This window comes from Bradyrhizobium sp., from assembly GCF_035570375.1.
Lineage (GTDB): Bacteria > Pseudomonadota > Alphaproteobacteria > Rhizobiales > Xanthobacteraceae > Bradyrhizobium.
The window spans coordinates 1-17,161 of record NZ_DATMLW010000186.1; the positions used below are offsets into that span (position 1 = coordinate 1).

16 protein-coding genes and 3 pseudogenes are annotated in these 17,161 nt (G+C 61.0%); 8 read left to right on the forward strand and 11 right to left on the reverse strand.

Annotated elements, in window-relative coordinates:
* Positions 1-183 (forward strand): hypothetical protein (locus VNX23_RS19795; protein WP_325632740.1); only part of this gene is annotated, 183 nt, incomplete at its 5' end.
* A 628-nt stretch (positions 184-811) separates the two neighbouring features.
* Here the strand turns inward: VNX23_RS19795 and VNX23_RS19800 are convergent.
* Entirely contained in the window at positions 812-1,756 is a 945-nt protein-coding gene (locus VNX23_RS19800) for a GlxA family transcriptional regulator (protein WP_414643035.1), read from the reverse strand.
* Between the two features lie 323 nt (positions 1,757-2,079).
* Here VNX23_RS19800 and VNX23_RS19805 point away from each other — a divergent pair, with 323 nt between their 5' ends.
* Positions 2,080-3,093, forward strand: a complete 1,014-nt coding sequence (locus VNX23_RS19805) for an NADP-dependent oxidoreductase (protein WP_325632744.1) — start codon at positions 2,080-2,082, stop codon at positions 3,091-3,093.
* 73 nt (positions 3,094-3,166) lie between these two features.
* Here the strand turns inward: VNX23_RS19805 and VNX23_RS19810 are convergent, their stop codons facing one another.
* Genes VNX23_RS19810 through VNX23_RS19820 form a run of 3 tightly spaced genes read right to left on the reverse strand, consistent with a single transcriptional unit; the run spans position 3,167 to position 4,068 of the window.
* Positions 3,167-3,457, reverse strand: a complete 291-nt coding sequence (locus tag VNX23_RS19810; protein ID WP_325632745.1) for a hypothetical protein — start codon at positions 3,455-3,457, stop codon at positions 3,167-3,169.
* A gap of 1 nt (position 3,458) precedes the next feature.
* Positions 3,459-3,605, reverse strand: a complete 147-nt coding sequence (locus VNX23_RS19815) for a hypothetical protein (protein ID WP_325632747.1) — start codon at positions 3,603-3,605, stop codon at positions 3,459-3,461.
* Between the two features lie 31 nt (positions 3,606-3,636).
* Positions 3,637-4,068 (reverse strand): hypothetical protein, encoded by a 432-nt coding sequence (locus tag VNX23_RS19820; protein ID WP_325632748.1) that lies wholly within the window; start codon positions 4,066-4,068, stop codon positions 3,637-3,639.
* 488 nt (positions 4,069-4,556) lie between these two features.
* Between VNX23_RS19820 and VNX23_RS19825 the strand changes: the two genes are divergently transcribed.
* From VNX23_RS19825 to VNX23_RS19835, 3 genes and pseudogenes are all read left to right on the forward strand, one after another.
* A complete protein-coding gene (locus tag VNX23_RS19825) occupies positions 4,557-5,351 on the forward strand; it encodes an enoyl-CoA hydratase/isomerase family protein (RefSeq protein ID WP_325632750.1) in 795 nt (264 codons plus the stop codon).
* Between the two features lie 104 nt (positions 5,352-5,455).
* Positions 5,456-6,274 (forward strand): enoyl-CoA hydratase/isomerase family protein, encoded by an 819-nt coding sequence (locus tag VNX23_RS19830; RefSeq protein WP_325632751.1) that lies wholly within the window; start codon positions 5,456-5,458, stop codon positions 6,272-6,274.
* Between the two features lie 21 nt (positions 6,275-6,295).
* A pseudogene (locus tag VNX23_RS19835) lies at positions 6,296-6,997 on the forward strand (DNA-3-methyladenine glycosylase I).
* Between the two features lie 336 nt (positions 6,998-7,333).
* On the opposite strand, the gene VNX23_RS19840 reads toward VNX23_RS19835, so the two are convergent.
* On the reverse strand, positions 7,334-9,001 hold the full coding sequence (locus VNX23_RS19840; RefSeq protein WP_325632753.1) for an FAD-dependent oxidoreductase: 1,668 nt from the start codon (positions 8,999-9,001) through the stop codon (positions 7,334-7,336).
* A 313-nt stretch (positions 9,002-9,314) separates the two neighbouring features.
* On the opposite strand from VNX23_RS19840, the gene VNX23_RS19845 reads away from it, so the two are divergent.
* From VNX23_RS19845 to VNX23_RS19855, 3 genes are read left to right on the forward strand one after another with little or no spacing between them, the layout of a single operon-like run.
* Positions 9,315-9,776: a (2Fe-2S)-binding protein gene (locus tag VNX23_RS19845; RefSeq protein WP_325632755.1), complete on the forward strand. Its 462-nt coding sequence runs from the start codon at positions 9,315-9,317 to the stop codon at positions 9,774-9,776.
* A gap of 10 nt (positions 9,777-9,786) precedes the next feature.
* On the forward strand, positions 9,787-11,970 hold the full coding sequence (locus VNX23_RS19850) for a xanthine dehydrogenase family protein molybdopterin-binding subunit (RefSeq protein WP_325632757.1): 2,184 nt from the start codon (positions 9,787-9,789) through the stop codon (positions 11,968-11,970).
* A 45-nt stretch (positions 11,971-12,015) separates the two neighbouring features.
* Positions 12,016-12,420 (forward strand): c-type cytochrome, encoded by a 405-nt coding sequence (locus tag VNX23_RS19855; RefSeq protein WP_325632759.1) that lies wholly within the window; start codon positions 12,016-12,018, stop codon positions 12,418-12,420.
* Positions 12,421-12,768: 348 nt separating this feature from the next.
* On the opposite strand, the gene VNX23_RS19865 is transcribed toward VNX23_RS19855, so the two are convergent.
* The 6 genes and pseudogenes from VNX23_RS19865 to VNX23_RS19890 form a co-directional block, all read right to left on the reverse strand.
* Positions 12,769-13,557 (reverse strand): glucose 1-dehydrogenase, encoded by a 789-nt coding sequence (locus VNX23_RS19865; protein WP_325632761.1) that lies wholly within the window; start codon positions 13,555-13,557, stop codon positions 12,769-12,771.
* Positions 13,558-13,634: 77 nt separating this feature from the next.
* Complete coding sequence (locus VNX23_RS19870; protein ID WP_325632763.1) at positions 13,635-14,555, reverse strand: alpha/beta hydrolase; 921 nt, start codon at positions 14,553-14,555, stop codon at positions 13,635-13,637.
* A 24-nt stretch (positions 14,556-14,579) separates the two neighbouring features.
* On the reverse strand, positions 14,580-15,188 hold the full coding sequence (locus tag VNX23_RS19875; RefSeq protein WP_325632765.1) for an NADPH-dependent F420 reductase: 609 nt from the start codon (positions 15,186-15,188) through the stop codon (positions 14,580-14,582).
* Complete coding sequence (locus VNX23_RS19880; RefSeq protein ID WP_325632767.1) at positions 15,185-16,225, reverse strand: zinc-binding dehydrogenase; 1,041 nt, start codon at positions 16,223-16,225, stop codon at positions 15,185-15,187. Before VNX23_RS19880 ends, VNX23_RS19875 begins: the two co-directional genes overlap by 4 nt.
* 191 nt (positions 16,226-16,416) lie before the next feature.
* Positions 16,417-16,725 (reverse strand): annotated as a pseudogene (locus VNX23_RS19885) (acetyl-CoA C-acyltransferase); the annotation flags it as partial.
* Positions 16,726-16,929: 204 nt separating this feature from the next.
* A pseudogene (locus VNX23_RS19890) lies at positions 16,930-17,161 on the reverse strand (hypothetical protein); the annotation flags it as partial.

Sequence of the window (17,161 nt, forward strand, 5' to 3'; positions counted from 1 at the left end):
CCGTTAGGTGGCGGCCCACCGGTTCGCTCGGTCTTTTTCGTGGCCGAAGGAGATCCGGCCAAGGCCGCGGCAATCATTGCGGCCATGATGGCGCCGAATGAAAGAGTCGAGGCGTACGGACCGCTTCCGGAAGTTGCTGTCAAAGCACTTGGATTGAAACCCGGTGACTTCACGCGGGGGTGACCGGCGCCCGGCGATACGAAAACAGGGCTTCTGCGATAGTGGGTCTCGCGTTGTATCGGACCCCCGCTACCAAGTTCGACGATTTTGCTGGCTGCCTACGATTTCCTGCGATCGCGCCCGATCTTTCGTAGCCCTCGTCAGCACAGAGGAAAAAAGTCGGCTCTGCGAGCCAAAGCCAAACAGGCGTAGCCGTTGCCTGATCCTCAGCTCTGCTATGGCATGGGCAACGCAGGCCCTGTGACAGTGTTCGTACAGCACCGCGTAGTATCGCCAAAAAGGTGTTAGCGCACGCCGATTCGCGAAATGAGCGTTCATAGAGTGGCAGCTTCTGGGCGCAAAGCGGTCATTCGCATTAATCGCTGTCGCCGAATACCCCTTTCCAGAGCGCAAATGGCGGATGCTTCGTCGCTCATGAATGCACGCCTTCGGACGATGCCAAGCTACGGCGCGCCGGGGGTCTAAAATGTTGTATTTGCCACCTTTGCGGACCGGCGCATCGCGCGGGCCGGTCGGCCGTGTCACCGGGCTCTCATTAGTCGTCAGTTAAGAAGCCGAGGACGACTCATTAGGATGTGGAAGGGCCGCGCTTGAGAAGCGAATGCCCGCGCCCGCCGCGGTCACCAAACGGTTAGATGGTCGCCAGCGGATGCGCTGCGTTGCGAAGGGCTTGGGGCGTGGCACTGAAGGTACGAAGGAAACTGCGCCTCATTCGCTCACGATCACCGAATCCCGTCTCGCGAGCAATTTCCTCGATTGGCAGCCGGCCTTGCTCGAGCATGAACCTGGCGGCCTCGAGGCGTAGGTTCTCAATTGCTTTCGCCGGTGAAAGGCCGGTCTCTGCCCGGAACACTCGACTAAATTGTCGAGGGCTTAATCGAGCAGCGTCGGCCAACAGCTCAACAGTCAACGGTTCGCGAAGGTTCTGCTTTGCAAAGGACAACGCAATTTGAACGCGATCGGATTTTGCATCGAGCTGCAGCATGGCTGAATGCTGCGATTGACCGCCAGCGCGGCGATGATGGACGACAAGCACCCTCGCGGTGCGTTGCGCTGCCTGTTGGCCTAAGTCGCGTTCAATGAGACCAAGCGCGAGATCAATGCCAGCGGTCATCCCAGCCGACGTCCACACGGGTCCGTCGGCAATGAATATCCGATCCATTTCGACGGTGATCTTGGGGAATCGCCTGCCAAGTTCCTCGGCACGCAACCAGTGCGTGGTCGCGCGCCGGCCGTCCAGAATTCCCGCTTCCGCCAGCGTGAACGCTGCAATGCAGACTGAGGTGATACGCCTTGTCGTTGATACGGCCTCGCGCAAATAGGCAACCGTGCGTGGTGATGGCGGCACCAAATCCGGCCCCGAGCCCACCATGAGCGTGTCAAAACTGCTTTCGCCCAGCGGTTCGGTATTCATCGTCCAGCCGAGCGAGCTTGTAAGTGGCTCACCCGTCTCCGACAGAATTCGGAGATCATAGAAGCGCTCGCCAGCAACGAGATTGGCTGCTTCAAATGCTGAAATCGGCGCGAAACTCATCACGCTGAAGCCAGTCGGCAATAAGAGCCCGAGTCGCAGAATAGTGGCCTCCCAATCGGCGGACGAGGTAGCTTCGGGTGGTCATTGGGACATGGAGTGAACCGCCCTGACGTTCAAGCTGAAGGAGGAACCTTACTCGAATCCGGGCGTCGCCGCAGGACATATTTGCCTCCATTCTGGACACCTCGCCACCGAGCGGCTCGAACGGTTCGCACACGAGGGCGGCCACGCCTGATCGCCATGTCTTGAATCGCGGCATCTCCGACCTTTGTGGAACCGATGGTGCCATATAGAAGTCACGAGTGACATTGCCGTGGAGTGTTTGAACCTTCCGTTGTCCAGGGGGCGTGCTTCGGGAGCTTGCGATGGATCCCTACAGACAGGTGGTTTTAGCGGCGCGGCCGAAGGGCTTGCCTCGGGCGGGTAACTTTCGTCTGGAAACCGGTCCAATGCCCGAGCCGCTTGAGGGACAGGTCCTCGTGGCGACGAAGGTTCTTTCGTTGGATCCCTACATGCGCGGACGCATGAACGACGCCGAGTCCTATGCCCCGCCAGTCAACGTCGGCGGTGTTATGGAGGGGGAGGTCGTCGCCGAGGTCGTGAGTTCGCGGCATCCATCCTTTAGCCGAGGAGAGCTTGTCAAGGGGCGGATTGGCTGGCGCACACACGCGGCGGTCGCGCCGCAAGACCTGCAAAAGGTGGAGACCGGGCCTAACCCCCCTGAGACCTCACTGGGTGTCTTGGGAATGCCCGGGTTCACTGCCTACGCTGGCCTTCAGGCCATCGGGCAGCCCAAACCAGGAGAAACAGTCGTCGTCTCGTCCGCGGCAGGCGCAGTTGGATCCGTGGTCGGCCAACTGGCCCAACTGGCGGGCGCTCGCGCCGTCGGCATCGCCGGAGGCGCGGCAAAGTGCGCCTATGTGCGCGACGAGCTTCGATTCGACGCCGTCGTTGACCACAAGGCCCGCGGTCTCTCAGAGGCGCTCGCGGCTGCATGCCCCGACGGGATCGATGTCTACTTCGAGAACGTTGGCGGACCGATTTGGAACGCGGTCTTGCCGCTTCTAAACCGCTACGCCCGCGTTCCGGTCTGTGGCTTGATCGCACATTACAACGGGGACGCACCCGCCGAGCCGAATTCTGTCGCGAAGACGATGTTGGCGATCCTCCGGCGAAGCCTACTGATCAGGGGCTTCATCAACACAGAGTTCGCGCCAGTACTCTATCGAGCCTTCCTCTCGGAGATAACCCCCTTGGTCCACTCCGGACGCATTCGTTACCGGGAGCATGTTGTCGAGGGCTTGGAAGCGGCCCCGCGGGCATTCATCGGCATGCTCGAGGGACACAACTTTGGAAAAACGCTTGTCCGGGTTTCCTGACGCGGGAGGGCGGCCCGCCGCTACATTGAGAAGAGAGAGGATTCCGCCGGCATTGCCGAGCCGGCCGCTCGGTTCATCCCTCTGAGCTCTGAAGCCTCGCAATTTCAGCGCGAACGACCTCGACCAGTTCTTCGTTGGTATGCGCGTGTCCCCACAATCCCCAGCCACCAGGCGTCGCCTCGGTCAGTAACACCCAAGTCCGCTCTTTAAGAGTTGCATCGTTCGCAGCCGCTGCGATCAGATCCGTAAGCCGCTTGACAACCGCGATCTGCTTGCCGCGATCGAGCGCGCCTGCATTCGTGAGAACCTGAACTCTAACGTGGAGGCCGTCCCCATCGACGTCAGAGATGGTCCCCTTGGGCATCTCATGGACGAACGCTCCGGTGTTTTTGCCGGAACATCGCAATGTCAGGCACTTGTTCGATTTCCTTGACCGCGGCGGCTGCATCCGAGGCAAGCCCGTGGACGTCGGGGAATATTCCGGCCGGCGCATAAATATCGATCATGGGCATCGCGAGGGCGCTCCAGCTAAAGTTTCTCGTATCAGTTCGACCGCGTTTTCTTCTTCATGCTGACGATGAAGTGTTCGATGGCTGTAATCCACAAGTCGAGCTTATCGGCGACATCCTCGATGCGGGGCGCATGATTGTGGTCGCGCACTTGCCAGGCGCCTTTGAAGGCTTCCTTCTCGACCTGCATGCCGAAGGCCGACGCCAGTTCCTCGATATAGCGATGCGCGATGTCCTGTGGGGCGTGAGTATTCACGGTCTCGGTCCAGATTTGGCCGTCGCGCTGGACCACGCCGAAATTGATTGACGGGGCCGCGGGCCGCTTCCATCTCAGATTGAGAGCGCCCCGGAAATCCGCCTCGACGCCCAATGCGGCGAGGGTCGCCACGAAACGCCTGACCTTGTGAGGTAGGTCGGCCCGAATCTTGCCCATGGCATCGTAAAACTGCTCGGCGGTAATGGACATCTTCGGCCCGATGAACTCAATCCATGCGAATGTTGCGGTTGAGCATCCGGCGCAGTTGACGGATGCGCATCTCGGTGCGACGGCCAAAATGCACCACGCCCGCGCCGATGGTTCCAAACTTCATGAGGCGTCCCTCCGCGAGCGGCGACAAACAAAATCGGCCGGTGTCGCGCCTTGGGATTTGCTTGGTCGCGGAAGCTACTTGCTTTCGACAACACGGCATATGTCGGAATTGCCGCTTATTCGGCCATCTTGGGTGCGAACTGGGTTCGCCATGATGGCCGCGAGGACTGGCGATTTTAGTCGCAACTCGAGCCGTTCCAATGGCGAGATGCACCCGGTGGCCGAAAAGGTGGCAACAACGACATGGCGTGATGAACCAGCCCCCGCCTACGCTTCGCGTTGCGGGTTCGGGCGCGCCGCGATCGCTTTGGCGGGTTCTCTGAAACCAATTCACTGACGATCCGCAGTGGAGGAAGCGCGCGACAATGAGCACCACGAACCCACTGCGCATCCATCGGGAGACGCCGGCGTATTGGCGAGTTGTTTTCGACTACCCGCCGTTCAAGATGCTTGACGGGACGGTGTTTGAAGCGCTCCAGGATCTGCTCGCGCAGATCGAAGCCAACTCGGAGCTGCGCGCGGTTGTTTTCGAAAGCGCAAATGCAGACTTCTTTCTTTCGCACTTCGATTTGACGGGCAAGCTTGGCAACGTCATGAGCGCGGTCGGCCCCACGGGACTGCCCATCCTGTTCGATACGTTCGTCCGGATCTCCAAATCGCCGGTCGCGATGATCGCGAAAATCCGAGGTTGCGTCAGAGGAGCGTGCAGCGAGTTTGTTCTCGCCTGCGACATGCGCTTCGCTTCGAGTGAAAACACTCGGCTTGGTCAGCCCGAGGTCGGGGTAGGACTTCATCCTGGTGGTGGCGGGACTGAACGTCTTCCGCACTTGGTGGGAAGGGGGCGCGCGCTTGAGATTATTCTGGGCGCGAGCGACTTCGACGGTGAAACAGCCGAGCGATACGGATATGTCAACCGCGCGCTGCCCGACGCCGAACTCGATGCATTCGTTGACGCACTCGCGCGGCGGATCAGCTCTTTCGACAAGCGATCCATCGCGGCGGCAAAACGTCTGGTCAATGAGATTTCATTGCCGCCCGCCGAGCGTTTCCTGGACGCCTTCAACTCCTTCGGGACAGCGCTGAGCTGGCCAGAGACCCAGACGAAGGTCGGCGAGTTGCTGAGGCGTGGGCTTCAGACCGACGCAGAGTTCAAAAAGTGATGGCCGGAGGTGCTGGACACCCTGTGAGATGCCGGGTCTCCGGCCCATACCCGCTATCAAATTCCCGCGGTAGCCCAGCCCTGGGTCAAATTCAGGAGATCAAGATGAACGCCGAGATTCTCGATACTAAGGTCGTTGACGGGATTGCCGCTGTGACCTTGGGCAGTCCCAAGCGCTTGTATTTCGATGCCGAAATGGGAGACGCCCTCACCGAGGCGCTTGAGACGTTCGCAGGGGATCGTCGCGTTCGCGTGGTAATCGTGACCGGCGGCGCACCCGGCTATTTCAACCGCCACTTTGACATCCCTTCTCTCATCCGGATCGCAGAAGACCTGCGCGCCTCCGGTCGCGAATGGCCGGAAAACGCAACCTACAATGGTGGATTCTTCGATAAGGCGATGGCGCTGTGCGAGACCATGCCAAAGCCCGTCATTGCCGCCATCTCAGGCACCGCGATCGCCGGCGCCTTTGAGTTCACTCTCGCCTGCGATCTGCGTGTTGCGGAGGATGGCGACTACCTTTTGGGCTTGCCGGAGGTGAACCTCGGATTGCTTCCCGGCGCCGGCGGCACACAGAGATTACCTCGCACGATCGGAACGTCCGCCGCGCTGATGCACATCTTGATGGGCGTTGCGCTGTCCCCGCGCGAGGCTGAACGCAAAGGCCTGGTTCATCTCACCGTGGACGGAAAGGCACTTGATCAGGCGATGGAGATTGCTCGCCGCCTCGTTTCTTTTCCAGCTGAATCGCTCGCTTACGTCAAACGGCTGGTGCGTGGCGCCACGGACACACCGCTGGCGCAAGGATTAGCGCTCGAGCGAAACTTGTTTCTGAAATTGTGCGTCTCCGACGCCGGGCTGGCGCGAATGCGCTCCTACGACTCCAAGAACATTACGTCACCGAATCGCTCCTTTGAGATCTAGCAACACAGGAGTGCGAACCTCTTGACGTCCGTAAGCATAAACGATGGACGAACGCGATGCGCCTGGGCAGTCCCCGGCAAGTCCTCGGTGATTCGTTATCACGACCATGAGTGGGGCATCCCAGCGCGTGATGATCGCAAGCATTTTAAGTTTCTCGTTCTGGAGGGTGCCCAAGCAGGCCTTAACTGGCTGGTGATTCTCAACAAGCGCGAAGGATATCGCCGAGCGTTTAGTGATTTTGATCCCACGAAGGTAGCGAGATATTCGGACAAGCGCGTCGGCAAACTACTCCAAGACCCGGGCATCGTTCGAAACCGAATGAAAATTGAATCTGCTATTAGCAACGCGCGAGCGTTTCTCAAGGTGCAGGAAGAGTTCGGAACATTTTGGGCCTACGCTTAGCAGTTTATCGGTGGCCACCCAAAACAAAACCGGTGGAAAAACGTCGGCGATATTCCGGCGACCACGCCGATATCAGACGCGTTCAGCAAGGATCTCAAGGGGCGCGGATTTTCGTTTGTTGGTTCCACGGTGGTTTATGCCCACATGCAAGCGACCGGCATGGTCAATGACCACACGGTCGATTGCTTCCGATACCGGGAAATCTGCGAAATGAGACCTTGGCCACCTGACTGGTCACTTCGTCGTCCAGCCAGGCGCGCGAAGGCTCGAAGGCCATCTAGGTTGCAGAGCACAGACCTGCGCCTCAGCACCGGGGTCTGAAATGTTGTATTTGCCGACAGGCGTATCGCGCGGGTGGGTGGGCCGTGCCTCCGGGCCTCCATAGGGAGGTGGGGGCGCGCATAGAGAAGCGGGCGCCACCGCGAACGGCTAGATCGTCGCCAGCGGGTGCGGAGCGTCGCGAAGGGCTTGGGGCGCAGCGCCGAAGGCGCGAAGGAAACTCCGCTCCATTCGTTCGCGAAAGGCGAGGCGAGCGAACTCACGCCATCGCGCACGAAGTCGCAGGGCATGGTCCGCATAACATGGGCCGTTTTCAATCAAATCGCAGTCCCCTGAAGATATTCCACCGTATTCGGCGACTGAGCGCCATGGTTGGCATCAGCGCGCGTACGCGAGCGCCTGGTGGATCTGGGCGACGACTGCGGCTCCTTCACCAACCGCCGCCGCCATGCGCTTCGTCGATCCCGCGCGCACGTCGCCGATCGCGAAAACACCCGGCTGACTTGTCTCGAGCTCAAATGGTGCTCGCCCGAGCTTGATGGCCGATTGGAATTGCTTGCCGGTCGCGACGAATCCTTGTTCATCGACGTCGACGCGGCCGCCGAGCCAATCAGTGTTGGGATCGGCCCCAATAAAAAGAAAAACTTGGCGCAGCCCATGTTCGACGCTTGCGCCGTCCTTTCTGTTCCTGAATGTCGCACTGATCGTCCCGCCGGGCGCTCTATGTAGAGCAGCGAGTTCAAACCCGACATGGTATTCGACGTTGGGCAAGGAGGCGATCCGTTCCACCAAATAAGCGGACATCGTTTCGGAAAGATCTCGTCTGACGACCAGATGAAGTCTTTTGACGCTCGGCGCGAGAAACACGACGGCTTGGCCCGCCGAGTTTCCCCCGCCGACTAGCGCCACTTCCTCGCCGGCACATGCTTGCCTCTCGATCGGAGAAGCCCAGTAAGATACCCCGTTTCCTTCGAAATCTTCGAGCGCGTCTACGTCAGGCCGACGGTAGCGGGCACCGCTCGCGATGACCACGGTCCTAGCTCGGACCTGGATCCGGTTCGCGAGAGTCAGTACATGCACCGTGCGTTCGAGCGATCGGTCACAGTCCAGCCGTTCTACTGCCATTGGGATTGCGATCGTCGCGCCGAATTTCTGGGCCTGGCTGAAGCCTCTCGCTGTGAGCGCGAGCCCCGAGATGCCGGTCGGGAATCCGAAATAATTCTCGATGCGCGCGGACGTGCCTGCTTGTCCTCCGAAGGAATCTGAATCGAGCACTAGGACTGAGAGGCCCTCGGACGCCGCGTAGACCGCGGCGGCGAGCCCCGCCGGGCCCGCACCCACTATCGCGACATCATACTCGGAGCCCGGCGCGATATCAGGCACCAACCCCAGACAGCTGGCCAGCTCAGTGACTGTTGGTCGCCGGCGGATTGTCCCATCTGGGCAGACGGCAAGCGGAAGCTCGTTCGCTGAAACGCCGAGCCGCTGAACGAGCGCTTTCCCCTCCTCGTCAGCCGTAGAATCCAGCACCAAGTGCGGGAAACCGGATCTCCGCAGGAAGCCCTGAAGGCGCCGCATCTCGGCGGTGCCGGGAATGCCAATCAGGATGGTTCCTGATCCTCCGTCCTCGATCAACGCGACGCGACGCAGGATGAGCGCTCGCATGACGATCTCGCCGATCTCGGCTGAGCCTATGACCAGGGCGCGAAGATGGGCCGCATCGAAGGGCAGCGCCACACAACCATTGGGCCCGGCTTGCGCGCTCACGAGGGCTGGGCGCCCGGACAGCTGACCCACCTCACCGGTGAACTGGCCCGAGGCCACGCTGGAAATCGGCGCGTCCGGCCCGAGCCCATCGCGTCGCGAGAGTTCAATCTCCCCTTCCAGGACGAGCCACGCCGCGACGTTTTTGTCGCCGGTACGGTAGATCACCTCAGCGGGTGAAAATCGGCGCCCTTCCCCGACCGCAAACCCTCGCGCCCTCACAATTTGGGCCTGGTCCAGAACCGGAAATGCCTGGTGCGCGCGGCTGACTATCGTTGGCATTTAGCGGCCATCCGTTGGGATGCGGGGCGACGACGGACACGGGCTCCCCCGCCTCCGACACGTGATGTTTCGAACCGTCGGAACAATAGGTCGATCACCGCAATCTTCAAACGTCGAAATTGCCACCTTTTTGGCCGGCGCGGGACCACTTCATGTTCGGGCGCGCAAACGCTCGCGGGTCTACGTCCGAAAAGGAGGCATCAATGTCCTCCCCCATGTTTCGGTATGTCGCTACGATCTAGGCGTGCGACGACGACAACTCCGCCGCCGACTCGGCCTTGCGATTCGTGAACCGAAACTACGAGGGCTGCGAATGAAGCTCACGGTCAACGGTCAGGATCAGGTTCTAGAGGGGGTCGACCCAACCATGCCTCTCTTGTGGGCGATCCGTGACCTCCTCGCTCTAAAAGGAACAAAGTTCGGCTGTGGGCAGGCGCTCTGCGGCGCATGCACCGTGCACATGGACGGGCAGCCTGTCCGTTCGTGCCAAACATCTCTTGCCGATGTCGGAGACAGCAAAATCACAACGATCGAAGCGATAGCGGGGCGCGTTGCGGAAGCTGTCAAGTCAGCGTGGATCAAGAACAACGTGCCCCAGTGTGGTTACTGCCAACCCGGGCAGATCATGTCGGCGGTCGCATTGCTCGAGTCCAACCCGAAGCCCTCGCGTGACGACGTCAACTCCGCGATGAGTGGAAACCTTTGTCGATGCGGCACGTATCCGCGAATTCGCGCCGCTATCGCGGACGCCTCGAATTCTCTCGGAAAACGATGAGCGCGGGGCCATGAACATTGAACAATACGTCTCGGACCGCGACCCTGGAATGTTGCCGAGTCGGCGTGCCTTTCTCGAGGGGTTCGGTACAACCGCCTTTCTTCTCGCCTTCCAACTCCCGATCACCGGCGCCCGCGCGAAGGAATCGTCGGCGCGCCCAGGTCAGTTCAACGCCTTCCTTGCGATCGGCGAGGACGACATTGTTACCGCGATCATTGCTCAAACCGAGGGCGGGCAAGGGAACTCCACCGGGATGACGCAGGTCATCGCCGCGGAACTAGGCGCCGCCTGGCCACGGATGCGATATCAGTTCACTACCGAACGTCGCGCAGAATACATCAATCCCAAGCTCTACGAGGGGCTTGTCCTTACAGCGGGGAGCTCTTCGATCCCCGGTTTCTACGGCGCAATGCGTCAGGCGGCGGCAACGACGCGGGAAATGCTTGTTGCCGCCGCTGCAAGGCGATTGGACGCCAGACCTCACGAGTTTTCCGTCGCCGAGTCCAAAGTCACGCATTCGCAATCGGCCCGTTATTTCACGTTTGGACAACTTGCCGCCGACGCCGCCAAGGAGCGAATTCCCGCGAAACCTCGGCTGCGCGCTCGGAACGAGCTTCATCTGATCGGTCAGCGGTTGGATCGGTTGGACGTGCCCGCAAAGGTCAACGGCAGCGCCCGCTTCGGACTCGATCTCGAAGCACCTGGAATGCAGTACGCCGCCGTGAGACACGGCCCGGCCTACGGGTCGGCGGTGACGCAGATCGATGACGCCAAGGCCAAATCCATGCCAGGAGTCAGACTGGTCATGGCGGTGCCGCAAGGCGTGGCCGTTGTCGCCGACCAGTATTGGCAGGCCGTCAAGGCATTGGCCGAGGTGCGAGAGACTTACGCGAGCCATCCGAACAGCGAAGCCACTTCGGCAACCGTGGAGGCCGCACTGAGGCGGGGGTTAGAGCGGCCCGGCGTTCCAACGATTGGAAGCCGCGGAAACGTCCCGACTGCCATGAAGTCTGCCGCGAAGGTTCTCGAGGCGGAATTCTCGATGCCGTTTCTGTCGCACGCTTGCATGGAGCCCGTGTCATGCACTGCCCGGCTCGGCGACCAAGTGGAGCTGTGGCTTTCCACTAAGTCTCCGAGCCTTGACGCGGGTCACGCGGCGCGCGCGCTCGGCATCGACCCATTATCCATTGTCGTTCACAACGAGTACCAGGGCGGCGACTTCGGCCGACGCTCGGGCATGGAGCACACGACCGAAGCGGTTCTGCTGGCGAAGGCAGCCGGGCGACCGGTGAAAGTCGTTTGGACGCGAGAGGAGGACCTGAGGGTCGATCAGCACCGTACGGCATTCTTGGGTCGCGCGCGTATGGGGCTCGGCGCTGACGGGATGCCGGTCGCTTATGAAGCGAAAATCGCCTGTGACGGTCTGTGGCAGCGACTCTTTCCGTGGTTCTACGCCAAGAAGAAGCCAGTGGACCTGCCGACGTTCAGCCTCGTGGGCAGTTCTTACGGAATTCCAAACGAGGCGGGAACCTATGTCAACGTTCCACTTCCCGTCCGGATCGGTGCCTTTCGCGGCAACAACGATACACACAATGGCTTCATGCTGGAGTCGATGATTGACGACGCGGCACGCGAGGCGGGAATGGATCCGTTGGCCTACCGTCGCAGACTGCTGGCAAACGATGGGCGAAGCACCGCCGTACTCGATCGAGCCGCGGCTATCGCCGGCTGGGGCGAGGTTGCCGCTGGCCGTCATCAGGGCGTGGCGTTTTGGCAGTCAGACTTCTACCGTTGTCGGCTCGCCGTGATTGTGGAGGTCTCCGGAACAGCCGACGCCTTGAAGGTGGAGCGCCTCGTCGGCGTCTGTGACTCCGGTCTCGCCATCAACCCGATGCTTGCTGAGCGAGCAGTCGAAGCGGGAATGATTTTCGGGCTGAGCAATGCGATGAGCGAGCGTATCACGCTCTCCGGTGGAGCGCCCGAGCAAACCAACTTCGATTCCTATCAGGTTCTTCGGATCGATCAGGCTCCCGACGTCAGCGTCGAGATCATCTCTGTCGGCGAAGAGCCCGGTAGCTTCGGCGAGGTAGGCACGATGCCGATTTGTTCAGCTCTGGGTAACGCGATCGTCTCCGCAACCGGCAAGCGTATTCGGACCACGCCCTTCGGGGCCAATGGTGTGACCTTCGTTTGATGGACGGACACCGGCGAGGGCAACTTGAACGATTGGAGGCGGAACGTGAAAGAAGAAGTTTTATTCACTGTGTTTGGAGTGACGCTTCTTGCGGGGGCTGGGGCAGAAGTCGCACAGGACAGCGCGGCAGGCAAAGCCAACTTCGCCAAATGCCAAGCTTGTCACGCCGTCGGCCCGGGCGCCAAGAACAAGTTGGGCCCTGAGCTCAACGGGTTGGCGGGCCGTAAAGCCGGAGCAGTCGCGGGATACCAGTATTCACCCGCCTTGAAAAACTCTGGCTTCGCCTGGGATCAAACAAGCTTCGCCGCCTTCATGCAAAACCCGAGAACAAAAGTTCCTGGAAACAAAATGGTATTCGCGGGCATGAAGGATCAAGCAGAGATTGCTGGGCTGTGGGCCGCGCCCTTCATATCCGACGCCAGACGGTCATCCACGTCACCAAGATGCTGAACCTTCGCAACCTAGCCCGCATATTAGGCGTCTCCATCCCCGAACGACTGTTCTCCTTCGGGACTTCGACCAAGTTGATAAAGACATCCTCAGATCCCGACCCGAGCCGATCACGGAGGCTATTGGCCGCCGCATTGTAAAAGCCCTTCCTCTGTACGATCGCGCGGCCGATGTTTGAGCCCATTGCCTCCAAGCCTTTCGCGATTTGTACGAGATCCGGCTCAGTCACACTGGAATCCGACGAACACGCCAGACCCGGTCACACGCCTTGGTTACGCTTTAAGATGCCATTGACCGCTCGAACGAAGGTGGGCGGCCGCAACCATTCTCTAAAGGCGCTGGCGCAATTCAGTTCGACGGGCTCAGCGCCGGATTATAGGATTGGGCGTTGGAGGTGGCGCCCCCGTCGATCGAAAGTATCGCACCGGTGATGAACGACGCCTTGTCCGAAGCGAGGAAGATGACCGCCTCGGCGACCTCCTGCGGTGTGCCAAAGCGATGCATCGGCTGCGGATCCATCAGAACGTCCTGCGCTTCCTTGGGCAGTGTCAGCACCATGGGGGTGGCGATTGCGCCCGGAGCGACTGCGTTGATGCGGATGTCCATGTTTGCATACTCGCCGGCCGCCGTCTTGGTCAGCCCCACGACCGCGTGTTTGGCCGCCACATAAGAGCTGGCCTGCGGCGTGCCGACCAAACCGGCTTCGGATGCGGTGTTGACGATCACGCCGCCACCGTTCGCCTTCATGTGCAGGATGCCGTATTTCATGCAGAGCCACACGCCCCTGACGTCTACCGCCATCACCCGGTCGAAATCGGCCTCTTCTAAGTCGGCGGTAAAGCCCGTGACGAGAACGCCGGCATTGTTGAAGGCGAAATCGAGGGTTCCATAGGTATTGACAACCTTCTTCACGAGCGCCTGAACCTGATCGGCCCTAGTGACATCCACCGGCATGAACTCGGCCGTTCCGCCGACCTTCCGGATCATCTCGACGGTTTCTTCCGAATGCGCCCGGCTGGCTTCGATATCGGCGACGATGAGACTCGCGCCGTCACGTGCAAAGGCGATTGCGGATGCCCTGCCGATGCCGCCTGCGGCTCCGGTGACGAAGCCGGCTTTTCCCGAGAACAGTGACATTGTGATTCCTCCTTGCTGTCTTTCCGGTGCGTGAATCGATAGTTGTCCCCGCGTCAGACAGGAACGCCGGCGCTCGGTTAGCGTAGAAACCGCAGGGCGTGGTCGACAAACAAATCCGGATACTGGAACAGAAACCCGTGGCCGGAGTCCGGATAGACGATCAGCTGCGCATTGGGCAGGAGTTGCGCCATCGTGAACGAATTTATGGTAGGCACCATCACGTCGTTGCTTCCGTTCGCAACCAGCACTGGCTGCTTGACTTCAGGCAGACGGTTGTACGCGGAATCGCCTTCGCCCCATGCCACGAGCGCCTGGAGTTGAGCCTTTATCCCTTCCTGAGAAACCGGCGGCTCAATCTCGCCGACCCGAGATTTCAAGCGTTTCCAATAGGCTTCCCCAGCGGAGCGACTCCTCTCTGACGACGTGAAGAAAAGAAACAGCTGCTCCTCAAGTCCAAGTATGGGCCGGCTGGCGATGGGGCGAATGTCGGGTCCGCCCGGAACATATCGTTCGCCACCTCCCGGCCCGGTTCCGGCCAATATGATGCGTCGGAACAAGTGCGGGGATTTGAGCACGGCAAATTGCGCAACATATCCGCCCATGGAGAACCCAAGTAGATCGACCTCCGACACCCCGAGCGCACCGAGAAGGGCGATCAAGTGATCGGCCATTGCGCGAGCGTTGTTTGGAACCACGCCGGTCGAGAGACCCACGCCGGCGTTGTCGAACAAGATGACGTCGCGCTCGCGGGCAAAGCCGTTGATTGTCGCCGGGTCCCAGTCGTCCATCGTACCGCGAAAGCGGTGACAAAAGACAAGCGGTGTGCCGCTTGGCCCGCCGAGCCGTCGGTAGGCGTAGCGCACGCCGTCGGCTTCCGCGAATTTGGTTGTAACTGTCTCATGGGTAATTGATGTGGACATGATTACTCCCCGGGTGATCTCGCCCGCAGTAGACGAGGGCTTGCGACGGTTCGCCAAAAGCACCGGAGCCAACTCCATGCATAAGCGACTTCCTTCCTCAGATCAGTGGTAGCCGAAGTCGACAAGGTCGCGCCCGGCGAGCGGGCCGCCCGCTTGCTGCATGCGGCCGCCGATCGCGAGGTCGCCAAGATGAATAGGTGCGAAGCCGAAGCTGGCGATCAGATTCTTCACGAATTCGACAGGCTCCGCGTGATTCCCGGACACGAAGATCACGCGGCGGCCACCGTCCTTTGCGGGCCCTTGGTTGAAGCGTTCAATGACGATCGAATTGAACGCCTTCACAACCCGGGCGCCGGGTGCCAACGCAGCGACCATCTCGCTCGCGCCCTTGTCGCCAAGGTCCGCCAATACGAGTTTAGGGCTGTACGCACTGAACGGGTTCGTCGCATCAATGAGGACCCGTCCGTTCCACGCCGGCAGGCCTCGAAGTGCGTCTTCGACATTCGGCCAGGGGACGGCAAACAGGACATATTCAAGGCTCGCCGCCTCCGCGACCGTGGCGGCCGACGCACCGTTCCCGAGTTCGGCGATTAGGTTGGCAAGGGAGTCCGGGCCGTGCCTGTTGCTCAACACTACTTCATGGCCAGCCCTCAGGGCCTCTCGCGCGAATCCAAGCGCGACGGGGCCGGCACCGATCGTTCCGAACCTCATGATGCCGCTCCCCGCACGCTGGTGAAGTCGAAGAGAACCACGCCATTCCGGCCTGACCGGCCCACATGCGCGACTGCGTCGCCGATCAGCGATGGCGGGTAGCTCGCTGCGACCTCGAACAGTGACTGGGGCTCGAGCGCGAGCCGCTGGGCGAGGGCAATATCAGCTTGGCGCACGTCGGCCGGCTGCTGCATCCACTGCCCGAGGAACACACCCTTGAGCGTCAGGGCGCGGGGTGCAAACAGACGGATGTCGCTCGCCTCGCCGCCAAGTGAGCCAAAATTGACGACCGTCCCGGACCCTTCAGCCAAGAGATCGGCGACGTCGCCGAGCAGGGCACCGCCGACGCTGTCGATCGCGACGTGAATCTTCGCACCCTCGGCGGCGGCCCTTGCGCGCTCCTTCCAGCCGGCTGCGTCCGTCGCAAAGATCGGCGAGCCGGGCAGGAGCCCGGCCAGCTTCTCCGCGCCCACTTCGCTTCGCACCAGCCGGATGACTTTCACACCTCGGTCGGTCAGGAGCTTGCCTAGAAGCCGCCCGACAGCAGATCCCGCGGCGGTAAGCAGCACGACAACGCCAGCGCGCGAGTCTGGAGGCACCGATTCATGCGCGGCTCTGATCGCGGTGAGCGCAGTAGCAGTGTTGATCAGGAGTTGCGCGCCGATCTGGTCTGGAATCGTGTCCGGCAACGGCGTCGCGGACCCGGCCGGAACGACCACTTCGTCACGCCACGAGCCAGGCGCAGGAAAGAACGCCACCCTGAGTCCTTGCCTTAGTCCCAGGCTTGTATCGACGCGCTCCCCGACCTCGCTGACGACACCGGCACCTTCGAACCCTGGAACCCGCCCGCCTGGGCCTATCGTCGGCGGCGTGCCGAACGCCGGCGACCCCATGACACCCAGCAGATCGCCGGGATGGATCGGCGCGTAGGAAACTCTGACCCGAACCTGGTTTGCCCCGAGTGACTCAGACGGGCTTTCTTCAACCCGAAGCAATTCGGACGGTTGCCCGAGCTTGTGGTGGACGATCCTTCGCATGCGAACCTCCAGCAGCTAAGCGCCGGACGTCAGATCACCCCGGTGCGCTTCGACAAAATTCGAATGACGTCGACGCCACGTGCGGCAGAGACGTGCGCGCCGCTGGACCCACAAATAACCTCCGTTCGGCGGCGCCTTCCATGTCATTGTTGCCTCCATTTCGGCCATGTAGCCTCAAGCCGAACGAAATAAGAGATCTCCTGCGCGGCGTTAACGATAGCTTGAGCGCCGGAGCCACAGACGCGGTTCACCGTCAGCGCCGGGACCGTCACCGGTACCCCGCCGCCGATCGACGCTTGCCGAGCTGGGTTCATCTTGTTTCCGGCTTGAATGACATTGCCCATCACAACCGCTGAGATGTCTCCGCCGGCCAGGCCGGCGCGCTTTAGCGACCCGGCGATCACCGCGGCCCGCAAATCGACGGCGGGTACCGATTTCAACGAGCCTCCGTAGGTTCCAATCGCGGTCCAGACGGGGTGTGCGAGAACGACTTCGTTCATTGCGTGAGTCCTCCGGCGTTACGGAACCGTGAGATCGGCGCCTGTGGCGCTCTACTCGACACACGCCCTTCGGCGTCACGACGGCCTCGGAAAATGCGTTTCAGGCCGCTCGCGACCAGCTCGGTCGAGGCGTGCTCCGCGTACTCGGAGGAAGGCTAAACGGCGCTCGTTGACGCTGGGGGGTCATTTTAGCCACGATTCCGGTCATTGGTCGCCTGGTTGGCCGAATCTCGTTGCCGGTAGGAGCATCACGCAGAAGAGGCAGATCAGAGCGCCGACGGCTGCTGCGAGGAAGCCGTCGATATACGCAAGAACCGACGCCTGTTTTGTAATCGCAGACGCGAGCAAATTGGTTGCTTGAGCAGTAGCGGTCGCCAAATCCGACGTGTGGGCACCAACGGCGTTACGATAAGCCGTTATACGATCGGCCGTCAGT